This window comes from Herbaspirillum sp. NPDC087042, assembly GCF_044745245.1.
GTDB lineage: Bacteria > Pseudomonadota > Gammaproteobacteria > Burkholderiales > Burkholderiaceae_D > Herbaspirillum.
Genome location: NZ_JBIUZW010000005.1, coordinates 82,809 through 100,343, shown reverse-complemented (window position 1 = coordinate 100,343; position 17,535 = coordinate 82,809). Strand labels below are relative to the sequence as shown.

Below are 17,535 nucleotides of genomic sequence, written 5' to 3'. Positions count from 1 at the left end.
ACGGCAGGCCTAGCTTGCCGTTGCGCCGTCCTCCTGCAGGGGCGGGAACGGCGCATAGATATCGCGATAGCGTTTCAGGCGCAGTTGCAGCGCGCGATGGCGTGCCGCATCCGGCAGGTACAGGGCCTGTTGCGCCGGCTTGCGACAGACTTCCTCCTCGTGGCCGCCGTCGGCCAGCCAGGCCAGGCGCGCTGCACCGAGTGCGCCACCGGCTTCGCTGCCCACATGCGTGACAATACGCACATCCAGCGCATCGGCCATCAACTGCGCCCAATAGCTACTGCGCGCACCACCACCGACCAGCGACAACTCGGCCACGTCAGTGCCGGCTGCTCGCAAGGCATCGAGCCCGTCGACCATGCCGAAGGCCACGCCTTCGAGCACCGCGTAGCCCAAAGCGGCGCGCTGGTGCTCCGGTGTCAATCCATGGAAGACGCCGGTGGCATAGGGATCGTTATGCGGCGTGCGCTCGCCCGACAGGTAGGGCAGGAACAGCGGTGCATTGTCGCGTGCCTCGTCGTCGAGCTGCTCGATCTCGGCCAGCAGGCTCTTCTCGTCCACCGAACACAGGCGACAGAACCAGCGCAGGCAACTGGCGGCCGACAGCATCACGCTCATCTGGTGCCAGCGCTGCGGCAGGGTATGACAGAAGGCGTGGATGGCGCGTCCCGGATTGGGGCGGAAGCGGTCATTGACCACGAACAGCACCCCCGAGGTGCCCAGCGAGAGGAAACCATCGCCCGGCCTGACCGCACCGATGCCCACGGCACTGGCCGCGCCGTCACCGGCACCACCGGCCACGAGCACGTCGGCACCCAGGCCCCAGGCCTGCGCCACCTCGGGCAACAGCCGGCCCGAGACGGCACTGCCATCGACCAGCGCCGGCATCTGCTCACGCCGCATGCCGCTGGCCGCCAGCAATTCATCGGACCAGTTGCGGCCCTCCACATCCAGCCACAGGGTACCGGCAGCATCCGAGGGATCGGAGACCTTCTGCCCGGTCATCTTCAGTCGCAACCAGTCCTTGGGCAGCAGGACGGTCGCGATGCGTGCAAACAGTTGCGGTTCATGCCGCGCCACCCACAGGAGCTTGGGCGCGGTAAAGCCCGGCATGGCCAGGTTGCCGGCGATGCCATGCAGGCGCGGGGCGCGACGGCTGAGCTCGGCGCATTCCGGCGCGCTGCGCGAATCGCTCCACAGGATGGCCGGGCGCAGCACCGCGTCCTCGGCATCGAGCAGCACGGCACCATGCATCTGGCCCGACAGGCCGATGGCGCGGATGGTCCGGAAACGCTCGGCGCCCAGCTGGGCGCGCAATTTATCCACCGTCTCGCAGGCGGCCTGCCACCAGTCGGACGGCGCCTGCTCCGACCAGCGCGGATGCGGCCGCGACACATTGAGCGTGGTCCCAGCCAATGCCAGCAGCGTGCCATCGCTGCCGATCACCACCGCCTTGACTTCCGACGTACCCAGGTCTATCCCAAGATACATGGTGCTCCTCGTTTATCGTTTTTGAACGGCCATTCTATGCCGCCTTGCCTCACCACGGGCGGCTTTAGCGGGCCTGGCCCAGCCATTGATGCAGCTTCTGCAGCGCCGTACGGATGAGCTCCACCAGGCGCGGGTCGCCGGCCAGCTCGCCCCACAGCACCGCGTCCTCGCAGTAGGCCTGCACCGGATCGGCCGCTGCAAGCATGGTGCGCACCGCGGCAGGATCGAAGATGCCATCCTGGTATTCGTAGGGCAAGCGGCCTTCGTTCCAGCGCTGCAGGAACACCAGGAACAGCGCCGGCAGCATCGCCGTCGCATGTGGCATGCGCCCGGCCGCGAGACTCTCCTGCAGGGTCGGGCGGATGAAACCTGGAATCTTGGAATAGCCATCGGCGGCCACGCGCTGGTTGGTATCCTGGATGGCCGGGTTGGAGAAGCGCGCCAGCGTGGTATCGCGATAGGCCGCCAGGTCGATCGGACTGGGCGTGAGGCAGGCGATGACATCCTGGGTGACGTAGTCGTACGCCATCTGGCGGATGTCTGCGCGCAACGTGCCCTCGTGGATGTATTGCAGGCCGGCCAGCGTACCGGCCCAGGCGATGCAGCTATGGCTGGCATTGAGGATGCGGATCTTGGCCTCTTCGTAGGGCAACACCGAGGCCACCATTTCCACGCCGGCGGCTTCCAGGCGCGGACGACCGGCCTTGAAGTCATCCTCGATCACCCACTGGATGAAGGACTCGCCCATCAGCGCGCAGGGATCGTCGACGCCGGTGGCCTGCTTCACGCGCTCGGCCACAGCGGGCGTGGGGCGCGGCGTGATGCGGTCGACCATGGCATTGGGGCTGGTGGTATAGGCCTCCATCCAGGCCACCAGCGCCGTCTCGCCGCGCAGCACCAGGAACTGGCGCAGGCCATCGCGGAAGCGCTCGCCGTTGTGACGCAGGTTGTCGCAGTTCAGCAGCGTCAGCGCCGCCTGCGAATGCGCCTGGCTGCGCGCCTGCAGGATGGCGGCGATGGCGCCGTAGATGGTGCGCGGCGCACCGCTGCCATCGAGCGCGCAGCGCAGGTCGCCGGCCAGGTCGGCATTGGCGGTATCGAGCTGGTACTGGTGGTCCAGGTAGTAGCCGCCCTCGGTGACCGTGAAGGAGATGATGCGGGTGCGCTCCTCGGCACCGGCGGCGATCAGCTGCGTGAGCTGTTCGTCCCAGGGCAGGATGCGGCCGATGGCGCCGATGCGCTGGTAGCTGCGCTGGCCTTCGGGCGTGACGGTCTCCAGCGTGTACTGGCCCTGCTGGCGCGCCAGGGCATCGAGCAGCGGGCTCATGTCGGCGCGGATGTTGGCCAGCGCCAGTTGCCAGCGGCGGTCGGCGCCACTCTCGCGCAGGGCATTCAGATAGACCGCCTGGTGGGCGCGGTGGAAAGAGCCGGCGCCGATGTGCAGCCAGGTCAGGCTATCGGCGACGTCCTGGTCTTGGGGGGAGGCAATGCGGGTCATGCCGTGTCCTTGTCGATGACGTTGAATTCTGTGGAGCCAGGGCTCAATGCTGACGGCCACCGGGTGCGGCCACGCTCGATGCCAGGCGCGGCAAAGCCCGTCCCTCCTGGTCGAACAGATGGCAGCGCGCCGGATCCGCGGCCAGGCCGATCACCGTTCCATGCGGCGCGTCGAGGCTGTCGGGCACGCGCAGGATGAGGGCATCGTCGGCACCTTCGTAGGCGGCATAGAGGTAGGAGAAATCGCCCAGCAACTCCAGCGCCGAGCAGCGCGCCTGCAAGGCCGCCTGGCCCTGGGCGATGTTGAGGTGCTCGGGGCGCACGCCCAGCGTCACCTTCTGGCCGGGCTGCAGGGTGCTGCCATCCACCGCCGCCCATTGGGTGCCGCCACCGTGCAATTGCACCTGCACGCCATCGGCCTGTACCGCCACCACGCTGCCATCGATGAAGTTCATCTTGGGCGAACCGATGAAGCCGGCCACGAAGCGGTTGGCCGGATGGTGATACAGGGTCTGGGGCGAACCGACCTGTTCGATGCGGCCTTCCGAGAGCACCACGATCTTGTCGGCCAGGGTCATGGCCTCGATCTGGTCGTGGGTCACGTAGATCATGGTGGTCTTGAGGTCGTCATGCAGCTTGGCGAACTCCAGGCGCATCTTCACGCGCAGGGCGGCATCGAGGTTGGAGAGCGGTTCATCGAAGAGGAACACGCTGGGCTGCCGCGTGATGGCGCGACCGATGGCCACGCGCTGGCGCTGGCCGCCGGAGAGCGCGCGCGGCTTGCGGTCCAGCAGATGGTCGATGTGCAGGATCTTGGCGGCGTGCTGCACGGCGGCGTCGATCTCGGCCTTGGACTTGCCGGCGATCTTCAGGCCAAAGGCCATGTTGTCGTACAGGCTCATGTGTGGATACAGCGCGTAGGACTGGAACACCATGGCCACGCCACGCTTGGAGGCAGGCACCTCGTTCATGCGACGGGTGCCGATGTCGAGGTCGCCATCGCTGATCTCTTCCAGGCCCGCGATCATGCGCAGCAGGGTCGACTTGCCGCAGCCCGACGGGCCGACGAAGACGACGAACTCGCCGTCCTCGATCTCCAGGTTGATGTTGCGCATGACTTCGTTGTCGTCGTAGCGCTTGGCCAGGTTCCTGATGCTCACTGCTGCCATGTCTGTCTCCTAGGGGTCTTGTTGTGGTGTGGCGTGGTGTAGGTACTGCGCCGGTGTGCAGCGCAGTCCTCGCTAGCGCAGCCAGATCAATTCGCTGATCAGTTGCGGGAACTGCTTCATGTCCTCGAATACCTGATGCGCGCCGGCTTCGCGCAGGCGCCGCGCCATCGCCTTGCGGTCATGCGCCACACCGGTAAATCCCAGCACGTGCATGCCTGCTGCTGCCGCCGCGCGCACGCCGGTGACGCTGTCATCGACCGCCACGCAGCGCGCCGGATCGACGCCGAAACCGGCCGCCGCCGCCAGGTAGACATCGGGGGCGGGCTTGGGCCTGGCCACGGCATGGGCGCTGTAAATGCGCCCGGCAAACTGTGGATACAAGCCGCAGCGACGCAGGCCAGCCTCGATGCGCGGGGCATCGCTGTTGCTGGCCACCGCGCGCGGCAGACGGATAGCCTGCAAGGCATCAACGATGCCCGGCACCGGTTGCGCCTGCTCGCTGCAGGCCAGCGCGACCGTGGCATGGATGCGCTCCATCTGTGTGGCTTCCATGCCCAGTTCGAACTCCATGTCCACCTCCGAGAGCAGTACGTCGGTGTACATGCCCAGGCGGTTGGCGATGGCGTCGTGCAACACCTGGCTGCGCTGTTCCAGCACATGCGGCGCCTCGTCGGCATCGGGCCAGGCCGGCAACAGCGGCAGCAGTTCGCGATGCAGTACCGCCAGCGCGATGCTCTCGCTGTCGAGCAGCACGCCGTCGCAATCGCAGACCAGGTGGGTGATCGCCTGACGGGTCATCATCACTTCACCGCGCCGAAGGTCAGGCCGCGCACCAGCTGTTTCTGCGCCAGCCAGCCCAGTGCCATGATGGGTGCGATGGCCAGCAGCGAGGCGGCCGACAGCTTGGCCCAGAACAGCCCTTCCGGATTGGAATAGGAGGCGATGAAGACCGTCAGCGGCGCCGCGTTGACGCTGGTCAGGTTCAGGCTCCAGAAGGCCTCGTTCCAGGACAGGATGACCAGCAGCAAGGCGGTCGAGGCCAGCCCCGGCATGGCGGTGGGCAGGAGCAGGTAAATCATTTCCTGCCAGGCATTGGCACCATCGATGCGGGCCGCTTCCAGGATTTCCTTGGGAACGTCATTGAAGTAGGTGAAGGCCATCCACACCGCGATGGGCAGGTTGATCAATGTGTAGATGATGGTCAGGCCCGTGACCGTATCGAGCATGCCGGTGTTCTTGGCCAGCAGGTAGATCGGCACCAGCACGCCCACGGCCGGCATCATCTTGGTGGAGAGCATCCACAGCAGGAGCTTTTGCGTACGGCCGGTGGGGAAGAAGGCCATCGAATAGGCCGCCGGCACCGCCAGCACCAGGCTCAGCAGGGTTGAGCCGAGCGAGACGATCAGCGAATTCTGCACATAGGCCAGGTAGTTGCTGCGGCTGAAGACCTCGCGGAAGGTATCCAGCGTGGGCAGGAACACCAGCGAAGGCACATAGGCCTGCTGCTCGGTCTTGAAGGCCGTGACCGCGACCCAGAAGATGGGGAAGAACAGGATGATGGCGCAGGTCCAGCCCAGCAGCGCCACCCACAGGGGGCTTTTCTTGTGGTCGTTCATTTTTCGTTGGCTCCCTTGAGGTTCCGGGCCAGCATACGCACCAGGAAGAAGGACACGATATTGGCCAGCACCACGGCGAAGATGCCGCCAGCCGAGGCGATGCCGATATCGAACTGCTGCAGGCCGATGGCGTAGACTAGGAAGGTCAGGTTGGTAGTGGCCGTACCGGGGCCGCCGGCGGTGGTGGTGAAGATCTCGGCAAACACCGAGAGCAGGAAAATGGTCTCGATCATGATGACCACCGTGATGGCACGCTTCAGGTGCGGCAGCACGATGTAGAAGAAGATGCGTACCGGGCCGGCGCCATCGAGCTGCGCGGCTTCCTTCTGGTCGCTGTCCAGCGACTGCAGCGCGGTCAACAGGATCAGGAAGGCGAAGGGAATCCACTGCCAGGCCACGATGATGATCACCGACAGCATCGGATACTCGGCCAGCCAGTCGATCGGTTCCAGCCCCAGGTGACGCATGACGAAGGCCAGCATGCCGTAGACCGGATGCATGATCATGTTCTTCCAGATCAGCGCGGCCACCGTGGGCATCACGAAGAAGGGGCCGATGACCAGCAGGCGCGCGATGCCGCGGCCACGGAAGGGCTGGTCGAACAGCACCGCCAGGAGGGTGCCGCCGATGACGCTGATGGCCAGCACCGAGCCGATCAACAGCGCTGTATTGCCGATGGAGGGCCAGAAGGCCGGATCCTGCAGCAGGAATTCATAGTTTTCCAGGCCGACGAAACCGGTCTGGTCGGGCGCCATCAGGTTGTAGCGGTTGACGGAGAAATAGATCGTCATCGCCAGCGGCACGATCATCCAGGCCAGCAGGATCAGCACCGACGGCGCCTGCATCAGCCGGATGGGATTGAAGCGCTGCGGCGCTGGCCGGGGCTGGGCACCGTCTTGCGGGCGCGCACCGGAAGAAGAGGAACTGTGCATCATGGTCGGCGGGCTAGGCGGATGGGTGGAGTGGGTCGTGGACATGACAGCCTCGGCAATTCAGGGGTGACGGCCTCGGGCGCCAAGGCGCCGAGGTCGTCGGAAAACACGACAACAGGATGACGTGAAGCTGCGCGGGCGAACCGGAACTCGTTCGCCGCGCAGTCCTGCAATGACGGTCTTACTTGATGTAGCGACCTTGACGCATCATGCGCACCGCCTGTGCCTGAGCCGCATCCAGGGCCGCGTCCGAGCTGGTCTTGCCGGCCAGTGCACCGGCGATGGCCTGGCCGGTCACGGTGCCGATGGACTGGAACTCGGGAATGGTGGCGAACTGCACACCGGTATAAGGCACCGGCTTCACAGTGGGCTTGTTGGCGTCTGCCGTCTGGATGGCATCGAGCACGAAGTCAGAGAAGGGCGAGACCTTCTTGTAGTCGGCCGAGGCATAGGTGGAGCTGCGGGTACCCGGCGGCACCAGCGCCCAGCCGGAATCCTTGGCGACCAGGTTGATGTACTCCTTGGAGGTGGCCCAGGCGGCGAACTTCTTGGCCGCTTCCGGCGACTTGGAGGACTTCGGCACCGCCAGCGACCAGATCCACAACCAGTGCGAACCCTTGTCAGTGGCCTGCATCGGCGACGGCGCGAAGGCGGTCTTGTCGGCGACCTTGGAATCCTTGCCGTGGTAGAGCATGCCGGCGGCCACCGTGGCATCGACCCACATGCCGCACTTGCCGCTGGAGAACAGCACCAGGTTTTCATTGAAGCCATTGGAGCTGGCGCCCGGCGGGCCGTACTTGCGCATCAGGTCGACATAGAAGGCGACCGACTTCTTCCACTCCGGCGAGGACAGCTGCGGCTGCCATTGCTCGTCGAACCAGCGGCCACCCCAGGCATTGGCCATGGTGGTGATGATGGCCATGTTCTCGCCCCAGCCGGCGCGACCGCGCAGGCAGATGCCATAGACGCCCTTGGCCGGGTCATGCAGTTGCGCGGCCAGCTTGGCGATCTCGTCCCAGGTCGGGCGCTCGGGCATGGTGAGCTTCTTCTGCTCGAACAGGTCCTTGCGGTAATAGGTCATCGAGCTTTCGGCGTAGAACGGCAGCGCATAGAGCTTGCCCTCCACCGTCAGTCCTTCGCGCACCGGCTTGATCAGGTCGGCTTCGTCGTAGTCGGCCGGCAGGCCGCTCATCGGTGCCAGCCAGCCCTTCTTGGCCCAGATCGGCGCTTCATACGCACCGATGGTCATCAGGTCGAACTGGCCGCTGTTGGTGGCGATATCGGTGGTCAGGCGCTGGCGCAGCACGCTCTCTTCCATCGTGACCCAGCGCAGCTTGATGTCGGGATTGGCCTTCTCGAACTGCGGTGCCAGCTTCTGCAGTTCGATCATGTCGGGATTGTTGATGGACGCGATATTGAGCGTGACCTGCTCGGCGTGCGCCAGGCTGGACAGGAACAGGGCAGATACGGCCGCAGCGGCCAGGGTGATACGGACGCGCGTGAAGCTGGACGCACTGGTGGGCGCGAATGTGGGCATGCTTGTCTCCGAATGTTATGTGCCGCCATGCACGTTCCCCCTCGACGACCACGCCTGGGCGAGGCCGTTTTTGCACGTGCCGGTTGGGCCGGTTTTTTGAGCAAATATTGTTTTTGTGAGCAAATAATCAGCGATTGCCGAATTCTTGTCAAGCATTTGCAATTCGATTGAGCAAATGCCCGGATTTATGAATAATGCAGGAAGCAACACGCCGTAAAATGGCGTCCCTGAAGCGCAATCCATCACAACAGCAATCACAGATACAACACAAGCCGGCTCGCGGAGGCGCTCCGCAGGCCGCTGGCGAGGAGAACATGTCTAGCAGCGCATCCAAACTGGACCTGGCGGCACGCGCCGCCTGGATGTACTACGTGGCCGGCAATACCCAGAATGAAATCGCCGAGCGGCTCGGCATCTCGCGCCAGATGGCGCAGCGCATGGTGGCCTATGCCGCCGACGCCAATCTGGTGAAGGTGCAGATCACCCACCCGGTCTCGTCTTGCCTGGAGCTGGCGCAGGGACTGCAGGAACGTTACGGCCTGGAGGTCTGCCGCGTGGTGCCGGGCGCCGGCGGCGCGGCCAATCCCAATGAATCGCAGGAGGTGCAGCAGATGCTGGCCGTGGCCGGTGCCGAGCTGATGGAGCAATATCTGAGTTCCGAACAGCCGCTGGTGGTCAACGTCGGCTCGGGCCGTACGCTCAAGGCCGCCATCGAGCGCATCAGTGAAATGGAAAGGCCGCAGCACCAGATCGTCTCGATGATCGGCGCCTTCGCCTCGGACGGTTCGGCCAACCGCTATGACGTGGCCCTGCAGGCTGCCGAGAAGCTGAGTGCCCGCTTCTACCTGCTGCCCGCGCCGCGCGTGGCCGAGAACGAACAGGACCGGCGCCAATGGTGTAACCACCGCGCCTACAAGATCGTGACAGGCCTGGCCGAGCGCGCCGACATCACCTTCCTGGGCATCGGCACCATCGCCCTGCAGGGAGCGATGCACGAAGACGGTTTCATCGACGATGCCGAAGTGGCCGAACTGCAGCGACTGGGCGCGGTGGGCGAGATGATCTGCCATGCCTTCGATGCCCGTGGCGCGATGCTGCAGTCCTCGCTGTCGCCCCGCGTGACCACGCCACCCCTGACGCCCCAGCCGGCGCGCCCGGTGATTGCCTTCTCCGGTGGCAGCAAGAAGGCCCACGCGGTGCGCGCCGCCTTGCGCGGCGGCTGGCTGACCGGCCTGGTGACTGACGAAGTCTGCGCCCGCCACGCCTTGCAAGACTAGCCCGCCCCTTCCCGCATCCGCCAATACAAGACATCCCCCATGGAGACCCGCATGAACCAGCCCGCCGCCTTCGTCGTCTTTGGCGAAGCCCTGACCGACTTCATCCGCCAACCCGATGGCCAATGGCGCGCCATCGCCGGCGGCGCCTGCTGGAACGTGGCGCGCGCCGCTGCCCGCCTGGGCGTGGCCACCGGCTATGCCGGCAGCGTCAGCACCGACCTCTTCGGCGACGAGCTCTACCGGCTGGCACAGGAGGCCGGACTGGACATGCGCTTCACCCAGCAGCACGCCAAGGCGCCGCTGCTGGCCATGGTCACGTCGACCACGCCACCCGACTACTTCTTCATCGGCGATGACAGCGCCGACCTGCATTTCGATGTGCAGCGCCTGCCCGCCGGCTGGATGGAGGAAGCCCGTATCCTGCACTTCGGCTGCATCAGCCTGGCGCGCGAACCGCTGGCCTCACGGCTGCTGCAGGTCGCGCAGGAAGCGGCCCTGCGCAACAAGAAAATCGCCTTCGATCCGAACTGGCGCAAGCTCATGGACAGCCCCTCCTACCGCATCCTGTTGAAACAGTTGCTGGCGCTGTCGCACTACGTCAAGGTGTCGGACGAAGACCTGGAACGCCTCTTCCCCGGCGACGGCAATGCCCTGGCCACCCTGCAGGCGCTGGCCCCGCAGGCCGAGATCCTCTACACGCTGGGCGCCCAGGGCATGCGCTGGATCAGGGGCGAGCAAGTCATCGAACAAGCCGCTTACCGCGTGGAAGTGGTCGATACGGTCGGCTGCGGCGACGCCTCCATGGGGGGCTGGATCGCCAGCCAGTTGCGCCAGCCGGACGCACCGCCCCAGACACACCTGCAATGCGCCGCCGCCGGTGCGGCGATTGCCGCCTCCAAGGCCGGCGCCTATGCCGCCACCTGGGACGAAGTACAGGCCATGATCAAGCGCGGCTGATTGCCCGGGACAAGCTAGCGGCCCTGCTTCGGCAGCAGCCGCGCAAAACTCGTGTCCGTGCCCTCAGAGGCAGCCTGGCGGCGTCGCTCGGCGGCCTGCAGACTGGACTGGAGCCGCCACAAGTCAAGATGGCGAAAGTAGATCGACCCGCGCTCCACCCGCCGCACCGCCCCCACCGGATCGACCGGCCTGACCGGCGTCACCACCCGTGTCGCCATGACGGTCTCCTTACGCCGGCGATACGCCCGCACCGGCCCGGGCGCGCTTGCGCAGATAGATCAGCTGCGCCGCCACGCCTACCACCAGCAGGGCCAGCAAGAAGCCCTGGGCGCCCAGCAGGAGCGGGGATTTCAGGTCGGTCACGAAGGGCTTGCCGTCCGGCACACGACGCAGGGTTTCCGACACGGTCGGCACCATCAGCAGGAACACCGACACGGACAGGCAGAGCGTCTCCAGGTAAACCGCCACGCGCCCCAGGCCGGGAATGCGCCCGGCGGCATAGCCCAGCGCCAGGCAAGCCAGCGTCACCACGGCAATGCCCTTGCTGATGGGCTGATGCGCCACCAGGAAGACCGTAAAGGCCCCCACCAGCATGCTGGCGAGATAGAAGCGCCCCGGCAGGGAACGCGGACGGATGCGCCCATGACGGGCCAGCATGTAGAGCGCCAGCGGAATCGCCGGCAGGCTGCCCAGCGTGTGAATCCAGCCCAGGGGAGAGATACCGAACATGACCATTTCCTTTATCAAGAGTAACGAAATCGGGCCCCCATCGGTCCGACGGGGAGCCTGGCACAAAAAATACCTACTAGTAGGTAGTCAACACGATCAAAAAAAGGGGCGCGCAAGATGCACGCCCTTTCCTTCCCGGCCCTTACGCCGCCAGGCGATCCAGTACCGGCCTGATGATGACAGCGAACATCTTCGCATCGCCATAGGCGCGGGCCGATAGCATGGCGCCATGTACCGTCGCCAGGATCAGCTCGGCCTCGCGACGCGGCGCCTGGGTGAGGCGGATGCGCCCCTGCTTGCTGCCGTCTTCAAGCACCGACGTCAACCAGTTGGCGAACATCATGAAATGCGCCCGCACCTCCACCGCGATTTCCTCGGGCAACAGCGGCATTTCCGCGGCCAGCATGGCACAGACGCAGAACGAGGAATCCGGATTGACCAGACAGCCTTCCCAATAGCCGGCATAGGCCTGGAGCTTGCGGACCGGGTCGGCGATATTGCGTTCCATCTCGGCGATCCCGTTCTGCGCCGCCGCGCGATACTGCTGCACCAGCGTCTGCACCAGCTGCGCCTTGCTGGGGAAATGATGGTGGATGCTGGCATTGCGGATACCGACGACCTTGGCGATGTCGGCATAGCTGAACCCGTTGTAGCCGCCCGCGACGATCAGCGTCTGGGCGCACTGGAGGATTTTCTCGGAGGTGGTGGTGGTGGTGGCGGTGGTGGCGGTCGTCATGCCGGCAGTCTACCTTTTAGTAGGTAGCCAATCAAGTCCCCTACCGCCACCGTTGTTTCATGGCACGACATTTGCCGGCAGGCAATCATGGTGGCGGGCATGCCCGTCCTCCATCAGCGGCTGAAATCCACCACCGTCTTGCCCACCTGCGACTGCGTCCGGTTGCGCTCGATGGCCGCCGGCAGCTCCGCGAAGGGCAGCACCGCAGTGACCTGCGACTGCAGACGCCCCTGTGCTACTGCCTCGGCGATGATGCGCAAGCGCTCGGCATCCGGCTGGTTCATGAACCACAAGCCGCGCCGGCCCGGCGGGGTGGCCTCCAGGATCGCCGGCGAGGACGTGCCGACGATGGCACCATCGGCCGCCAGGACGGACCAGGAGCGCGCCAGCGTGTCGCCGCCGACATAGTCCAGCACCAGGTCGATCTCCTTGACCACCGCCTCGAACTGGCCGTTCTCGTAGTCGATCACATGGTCGGCGCCCAGTCCGTGCAGGTAATCGAAGTGTGCATGCCGGGCCGTCGCGAACACCTGCGCGCCAGCCTGATGGGCGAACTGCACCGCAAAGCCCCCCAGGCCACCGGCCGCGCCGTGGACCAGGATGCGCTGGCCGGGACGAATCGGTCCAGCCAGGTGCAGGCTCTGCCATGCCGACACCGCTGCCACCGGCAAGGCCGCCGCCTGCACCATGCTCATGGCCGCCGGTACGGTGGCCAGCTTGCCGGCATCGACCGCCACCAGATCGGCATAGGCACCCAGGCCACCCAGCGCTCCCATCACGCGGTCGCCCTTGACCAGGTGCGTGACACCGGCCCCCACCTCCTCCACCACGCCGGCCAGCTCGATGCCGAGCACGGCGGGCAAGGCCAGGGGGAAGGCATCCCTGACGTAGCCTTCGCGCAACTTCCAGTCCAGGCCGTTGATACCGGCCGCATGTACGCGCACCAGCACCTGGCCTGGACCGGCCTCGGGCGCTGCGATGGACGCGATGCGGACCGATTCCGGGCCGCCGTATTGCATCAGTTGCAGGGAACGAATCGACTTCATGATGAAACTCCTTTCGGGTGGTTGATGTAACGAACGATAATGGGTTCCATCTTCGGAACACAGACCATAAAATCGAGATACACCGGATCATTATTGAGACAGCATGGATATCAATGCCCTGATGGATTTCCACCTGGTGGCCGCCCATGGCAGCTTCGGCCGCGCCAGCCGCGAGAGCGGACGTGCGAAGGCCACCCTGTCGCGTCGCGTGGCCGACCTGGAAGAAGAGCTGGGCGTACGCCTGGTCGAGCGCGGCGCGCAGAAGCTGGCGCTCACCGACGCGGGCCGCTTGTTGCTGCAGCGTAGCGAGGGACCGCTGCGCGAGATCGAGGAAGCCATGACCCAGGCCCGCGAAGGCAGCGCCGCCCCGCGTGGCCGCCTGCGCATTGCCGCACCGCTGGTGTTTTCGCAACTGGCGCTGGGCCGGCTGGTGGCGCTGTTCCGGCTGCAGTATCCGCAAGTCGAGGTGGAAGTCGTGGCCGAGGACAGGATGGTGGATCCGGTGCAGGAGCATTTCGACCTGTGTATCCGTATCAACCCCGACGACGACAGCAACCTGGTCGGCCGCTGCTTCGCCCGCGACAGCCTGGCGCTGGTGGCGGCACCCACCTTGGCGCCGCCACGCGCGCGCGCCGGCAAGACGCATGCGGTCCCGGCCGTGGTAATGCCGACCTACCGCGACGGCGACCTGTGGTCGCTGCGCGAGGGCCGCCTGCTCATCGCACCACAGCCGGTGCTGCGCCTGTCCTCGTTGATGATGGTCAGGGATGCCCTCTGTGCCGGTGCCGGCGCCGGCCTGCTGCCGTGGTCGCTGGCGGGTGCGCTGGTCGGATCCGGGCAACTGAAGAGCTGGGGCAAGCTGGGCGACGAGGTGGAGCTGTGGGTGCTGCATACCTCGCGGCGCCTGCAAAGCCCCAAGGTCAGGGCCTTCGTTGACTTCCTCTGCGCGCAGTATCCGGATGGACGTTTCATCGTGTAACGCCGGGCAGCCGCCTGATTGACGTAGAATCCAGCACCCATCACGCCTATCCCGTCCATGAAGAAGTCATCCCAGCAAGCCGTCAGCATCGTCGATGGCCAGTCCGCTACCCGTCTGTCCCCCGCGCAGCAGAGCTTCAACGCGCTGATCCAGGAGATCGGCACGCGCCGCGCGCGCCTGCAGGAATGGGAGGCAGCCAGCGACGAGTTCCAGAAGAAATATGTCGCGCAGTATGTGCCGCTGGAGCGCGAGCTGCTCGACCTGAAACGCCAGGCCGTGCATCGCCTGCATGCCGCCTGGCCGCACAAGGAACTGGGCAAGGGCGAGCGCATCACCCTCTCGGCCATCATCGCCGACATGGCGCAGGCACTGCTGCAGCGGGGCGACGATGCGGAACTGACGCAGATCTACAACCAGCACGGCGAACAGGATGAGGAGCCGGATACCGGCACCACCGATGAGGACCGCCGGCCGTCAGCGCCTGCTGCCAGCGACGACGTGGCGGAGGACGACTTCACCAGCGGTACGCCCGAAGAAATCATGCAGCGCATGGAAGCCATGCTGGAGAAGCAGGAACAGGAGCGCATGGCAGCGTCCCGCGCGCGCGAGGCACAGCGCGCCAGCCGCAAGAAGCCGCCCAGGCAGCGCGCTGCCGAAGCGCAACGGGAGGCGCAGCGCACCGAGCTGAGCCAGTCTATCCGTGCGGTCTACCGCCGGCTGGCCAGCGCCCTGCATCCCGACCGCGAGCCAGACGACACAGAGCGCGCCCGCAAGACCGTGCTGATGCAGCAGGTCAACCAGGCCTATGAAAAGAACGACCTGCTCAAGCTGCTGGAGTTGCAGCTGGAACTGGAACACATCGACCAGCACTCCCTGAACGACCTGAGCGAAGCGCGCCTGGCGCACTACAACCAGATCCTGCAGGAACAGCTGGGTGAACTGGACCAGGAAATCCTGCACGTGGAACGCCAGTTCCGCTATTCCTACGGCCTGGCGCCCCATGCCCGGCTGGCGCCAGACAAGGTCATGCGCTACCTCAACCGGGCCCTGAGCGCACTACGCCAGGAAGGCCAGGACCTGCGCGTCGCGCTGGCGGCGTTTGGCGATATCGACCAGGTCAAGGCCTGGCTAAAGCACGCTAAACGGCAGCGCGCGCAGGGATGGAGCGAGGACGCGGACGGAGCCGATTGAGGCCAGGCCTCAGACCTTCTCCAGCTTGGCCACCGACAGGTCCAGCAGTTTCATGCCGAACTTGCCGAAGTTGATGTGTGCACGCGCCGCGCCGCCACCACCTTCGATGTTGACGATGACGCCTTCGCCGAACTTGGCATGCGAGACGTTCTGGCCGATGCGCCAGCCGGAATCGGTCTGGCGCGAGAAGCTCTGGGCAATCTTGTTGTTGCCCGCTTCCGGCACATCGTCCCAGGCCGACTTGGGATTGGCGAACCAGTGCTGCTGGGCGATCTTGGGCGAAAGCCACTTGATGGCCTGCTCGGGCAGTTCATCGAAGAAGCGTGAACGCGTGTTGTAGCGCGTCTGGCCGTGCAGCATGCGGGTCTGCGAGAAAGTCATGAACAGACGCTTGCGGGCACGGGTGATGGCCACGTACATCAGGCGGCGCTCTTCTTCCACGCCGCCTTCTTCCTTGGCGCTGTTCTCGTGCGGGAACAAACCCTCTTCCATGCCGGTGATGAAGACGGCGTCGAACTCCAGGCCCTTGGCCGAGTGCACCGTCATCAGCTGCAGCGCATCCTGGCCGGCTTGCGCCTGGTTGTCGCCGGCTTCCAGCGAGGCATGCGAGAGGAAGGCCGACAGCGGCGACATGATGGTCACCAGTGGTGCATCGGCGTCGATCACTTCCACACCATCGGCGATGGTGATGGCGGTGCCGGCCGTGGCTTGCGCCTGCGGGCCGAGGAAGGCCGGGGCATCCAGGCCATAGCCTTCTTCCGAGACGAACAGCGTGGCCGCACTGACCAGCTGCTCCAGGTTCTCGATGCGGTCGGCGCCTTCCTTCTCGTTGCGGTAATGCGTGATGAGGCCGGAGAGGTCCAGCACTACCTTGACCGTCTCCGGCAGGGGCAGGTGCTGGGTCTCGAAGCGCGCGCCTTCGATGAGCTTGACGAAGGCGTTCAGCGAGGACCCCGCCTTGCCGGCCACATAGGGCACGGCGGCGTAGAGCGAACAGCCATACTGGCGTGCCGCATCCTGCAACGACTCCATGGCCTTGGCGCCGATGCCGCGCGTGGGGAAGTTGACCACGCGCAGGAAGGCCGAATCGTTGTGCAGGTTGTCCATCAACTGCAGGTAGGCGATGGCGTGCTTGATTTCGGCACGTTCGAAGAAGCGCTGGCCGCCATAGACGCGATAGGGGATGGCCGAGCTGAACAGTGCATGCTCCAGCACCCGCGATTGCGCATTGGAGCGGTAGAGGATGGCGATCTCGCTGCGCGACCAGCCTTCGGCGATCAGGTCCTTGACCTGCTCGATGATCCACTGCGCTTCCTGCAGGTCGCTGGTGGCTTCATAGACCCGCACCTGCTCGCCATGGCCGGCGTCGGTGCGCAGGTTCTTGCCCAGGCGCTTGCTGTTGTTGGCGATCAGTTCGTTGGCGGCATCCAGGATGTGGCCGTGGGAGCGGTAGTTCTGCTCCAGCTTGATCAGGTTTTCCACACGGAATTCCTGCTCGAAGGCCGACATATTGCCCACGTTGGCGCCGCGGAAGGCGTAGATGCTCTGGTCATCGTCGCCCACCGCGAAGACCGCGTTGTGGGAACCGGCCATGAGCTTGAGCCACTTGTATTGCAGGTCGTTGGTGTCCTGGAACTCGTCCACCAGGATGTGGCGGAAGCGGCCCTGGTAGTGCTCGCGCAGCGGCTGGTTGCGCGAGAGCAATTCATAGGTGCGCAAGAGCAGTTCGGCGAAATCGACCACGCCCTCGCGCTGGCATTGCTGGTCGTACAGTTCGTAGAGCTCGACCAGCTTGCGGTTGTAGTCGTCGTAGGCATCCACGTCCTTGGCGCGCAGGCCCTGGTCCTTGGCGCTGTTGATGAAGTACATCAGGTTGCGCGGCGGATACTTCTCGTCGTCCACGTTCATCTGCTTCAAGAGACGCTTGATGGCCGAGAGCTGGTCTTGCGTATCGAGGATCTGGAAGGTCTGCGGCAGGCCGGCATCCTTGTGGTGGGCGCGCAGCAGGCGGTTGCACAACCCGTGGAAGGTACCGATCCACATGCCCCGGATATTGATGGGCAGCATGGCCGACAGGCGCGCCGTCATTTCCTTGGCGGCCTTGTTGGTAAAGGTCACGGCCAGGATGCCGTTGGGCGAGACCTGCCCGGTCTGGATCAGCCAGGCGATGCGGGTGGTCAGCACGCGGGTCTTGCCGGAACCGGCGCCGGCCAGGATCAGCGCCGATTGCGCCGGCAGCGTCACGGCGGCGAGCTGCTCCTCGTTGAGGTTGTGGAGAAGATTTTGCATCCCGCGATTATAAAGGGCGCGGGCATGGGCGGGGCAGGCAGCGGTGAGCGCGCTATACTGCCGCCCACCTCCTTGCGTTGTGCCTTGCC

15 protein-coding genes and 1 pseudogene are annotated in these 17,535 nt (G+C 65.3%); 4 read left to right on the top strand and 12 right to left on the bottom strand.

The window, feature by feature from the left end; all coding sequences use genetic code 11:
* Positions 1–9 precede the first annotated feature (9 nt).
* From xylB to ACIPHN_RS09050, 7 genes and pseudogenes are all read right to left on the bottom strand, one after another.
* Positions 10–1,491: a xylulokinase gene (gene xylB / locus ACIPHN_RS09080; RefSeq protein ID WP_400435399.1), complete on the bottom strand. Its 1,482-nt coding sequence runs from the start codon at positions 1,489–1,491 to the stop codon at positions 10–12.
* Positions 1,492–1,555: 64 nt separating this feature from the next.
* Positions 1,556–2,989: a D-arabinitol 4-dehydrogenase gene (dalD, locus tag ACIPHN_RS09075; RefSeq protein WP_400435397.1), complete on the bottom strand. Its 1,434-nt coding sequence runs from the start codon at positions 2,987–2,989 to the stop codon at positions 1,556–1,558.
* 43 nt (positions 2,990–3,032) lie between these two features.
* Positions 3,033–4,157 (bottom strand): ABC transporter ATP-binding protein, encoded by a 1,125-nt coding sequence (locus tag ACIPHN_RS09070; RefSeq protein WP_400435395.1) that lies wholly within the window; start codon positions 4,155–4,157, stop codon positions 3,033–3,035.
* Between the two features lie 72 nt (positions 4,158–4,229).
* Positions 4,230–4,958 carry an HAD family hydrolase gene (locus ACIPHN_RS09065; protein WP_400435393.1) on the bottom strand — a complete coding sequence of 243 codons (729 nt, stop codon included), beginning with the start codon at positions 4,956–4,958 and terminating at the stop codon, positions 4,230–4,232.
* A pseudogene (locus ACIPHN_RS09060) lies at positions 4,958–5,719 on the bottom strand (carbohydrate ABC transporter permease); the annotation flags it as partial. The pseudogene ACIPHN_RS09060 and the gene ACIPHN_RS09065, both read right to left, overlap by 1 nt.
* Positions 5,720–5,769: 50 nt before the next feature.
* Complete coding sequence (locus ACIPHN_RS09055; RefSeq protein WP_400435697.1) at positions 5,770–6,708, bottom strand: carbohydrate ABC transporter permease; 939 nt, start codon at positions 6,706–6,708, stop codon at positions 5,770–5,772.
* Between the two features lie 178 nt (positions 6,709–6,886).
* A complete protein-coding gene (locus ACIPHN_RS09050; RefSeq protein ID WP_400435391.1) occupies positions 6,887–8,242 on the bottom strand; it encodes an ABC transporter substrate-binding protein in 1,356 nt (451 codons plus the stop codon).
* A gap of 314 nt (positions 8,243–8,556) precedes the next feature.
* Here ACIPHN_RS09050 and ACIPHN_RS09045 point away from each other — a divergent pair, with 314 nt between their 5' ends.
* Positions 8,557–9,519, top strand: a complete 963-nt coding sequence (locus ACIPHN_RS09045; RefSeq protein WP_400435389.1) for a sugar-binding transcriptional regulator — start codon at positions 8,557–8,559, stop codon at positions 9,517–9,519.
* A 51-nt stretch (positions 9,520–9,570) separates the two neighbouring features.
* Positions 9,571–10,476 carry a carbohydrate kinase gene (locus ACIPHN_RS09040; RefSeq protein ID WP_400435387.1) on the top strand — a complete coding sequence of 302 codons (906 nt, stop codon included), beginning with the start codon at positions 9,571–9,573 and terminating at the stop codon, positions 10,474–10,476.
* A 14-nt stretch (positions 10,477–10,490) separates the two neighbouring features.
* Here the strand turns inward: ACIPHN_RS09040 and ACIPHN_RS09035 are convergent, their stop codons facing one another.
* The 4 genes from ACIPHN_RS09035 to ACIPHN_RS09020 form a co-directional block, all read right to left on the bottom strand.
* Entirely contained in the window at positions 10,491–10,694 is a 204-nt protein-coding gene (locus ACIPHN_RS09035) for a hypothetical protein (RefSeq protein WP_400435385.1), read from the bottom strand.
* 10 nt (positions 10,695–10,704) lie between these two features.
* Entirely contained in the window at positions 10,705–11,205 is a 501-nt protein-coding gene (locus ACIPHN_RS09030) for a hypothetical protein (protein WP_400435383.1), read from the bottom strand.
* A 142-nt stretch (positions 11,206–11,347) separates the two neighbouring features.
* A complete protein-coding gene (locus tag ACIPHN_RS09025; protein ID WP_400435381.1) occupies positions 11,348–11,941 on the bottom strand; it encodes a TetR/AcrR family transcriptional regulator in 594 nt (197 codons plus the stop codon).
* Between the two features lie 113 nt (positions 11,942–12,054).
* The gene (locus tag ACIPHN_RS09020) at positions 12,055–12,987 is read right to left on the bottom strand and encodes an NADP-dependent oxidoreductase (RefSeq protein WP_400435379.1); all 933 of its coding nucleotides are present in this window, start codon (positions 12,985–12,987) and stop codon (positions 12,055–12,057) included.
* A 103-nt stretch (positions 12,988–13,090) separates the two neighbouring features.
* Here ACIPHN_RS09020 and ACIPHN_RS09015 point away from each other — a divergent pair, with 103 nt between their 5' ends.
* Together ACIPHN_RS09015 and ACIPHN_RS09010 are read left to right on the top strand one after the other, a co-directional pair.
* Complete coding sequence (locus ACIPHN_RS09015; RefSeq protein ID WP_400435377.1) at positions 13,091–13,966, top strand: LysR family transcriptional regulator; 876 nt, start codon at positions 13,091–13,093, stop codon at positions 13,964–13,966.
* A gap of 57 nt (positions 13,967–14,023) precedes the next feature.
* Positions 14,024–15,157: a J domain-containing protein gene (locus ACIPHN_RS09010; protein ID WP_400435375.1), complete on the top strand. Its 1,134-nt coding sequence runs from the start codon at positions 14,024–14,026 to the stop codon at positions 15,155–15,157.
* Between the two features lie 9 nt (positions 15,158–15,166).
* On the opposite strand, the gene ACIPHN_RS09005 is transcribed toward ACIPHN_RS09010, so the two are convergent.
* Entirely contained in the window at positions 15,167–17,446 is a 2,280-nt protein-coding gene (locus ACIPHN_RS09005; RefSeq protein WP_400435373.1) for a UvrD-helicase domain-containing protein, read from the bottom strand.
* Positions 17,447–17,535 lie beyond the last annotated feature (89 nt).

Bases quoted from the DNA above. Each gene is read 5' to 3' on its own strand.
- xylB (WP_400435399.1), bottom strand. From the start codon at position 1,491: ATGTATCTTGGGATAGACCTGGGTACGTCGGAAGTCAAGGCGGTGGTG.
- dalD (WP_400435397.1), bottom strand. From the start codon at position 2,989: ATGACCCGCATTGCCTCCCCCCAAGACCAGGACGTCGCCGATAGCCTG.
- ACIPHN_RS09070 (WP_400435395.1), bottom strand. From the start codon at position 4,157: ATGGCAGCAGTGAGCATCAGGAACCTGGCCAAGCGCTACGACGACAAC.
- ACIPHN_RS09065 (WP_400435393.1), bottom strand. From the start codon at position 4,958: ATGATGACCCGTCAGGCGATCACCCACCTGGTCTGCGATTGCGACGGC.
- ACIPHN_RS09055 (WP_400435697.1), bottom strand. From the start codon at position 6,708: ATGATGCACAGTTCCTCTTCTTCCGGTGCGCGCCCGCAAGACGGTGCC.
- ACIPHN_RS09050 (WP_400435391.1), bottom strand. From the start codon at position 8,242: ATGCCCACATTCGCGCCCACCAGTGCGTCCAGCTTCACGCGCGTCCGT.
- ACIPHN_RS09045 (WP_400435389.1), top strand. From the start codon at position 8,557: ATGTCTAGCAGCGCATCCAAACTGGACCTGGCGGCACGCGCCGCCTGG.
- ACIPHN_RS09040 (WP_400435387.1), top strand. From the start codon at position 9,571: ATGAACCAGCCCGCCGCCTTCGTCGTCTTTGGCGAAGCCCTGACCGAC.
- ACIPHN_RS09035 (WP_400435385.1), bottom strand. From the start codon at position 10,694: ATGGCGACACGGGTGGTGACGCCGGTCAGGCCGGTCGATCCGGTGGGG.
- ACIPHN_RS09030 (WP_400435383.1), bottom strand. From the start codon at position 11,205: ATGTTCGGTATCTCTCCCCTGGGCTGGATTCACACGCTGGGCAGCCTG.
- ACIPHN_RS09025 (WP_400435381.1), bottom strand. From the start codon at position 11,941: ATGACGACCGCCACCACCGCCACCACCACCACCACCTCCGAGAAAATC.
- ACIPHN_RS09020 (WP_400435379.1), bottom strand. From the start codon at position 12,987: ATGAAGTCGATTCGTTCCCTGCAACTGATGCAATACGGCGGCCCGGAA.
- ACIPHN_RS09015 (WP_400435377.1), top strand. From the start codon at position 13,091: ATGGATATCAATGCCCTGATGGATTTCCACCTGGTGGCCGCCCATGGC.
- ACIPHN_RS09010 (WP_400435375.1), top strand. From the start codon at position 14,024: ATGAAGAAGTCATCCCAGCAAGCCGTCAGCATCGTCGATGGCCAGTCC.
- ACIPHN_RS09005 (WP_400435373.1), bottom strand. From the start codon at position 17,446: ATGCAAAATCTTCTCCACAACCTCAACGAGGAGCAGCTCGCCGCCGTG.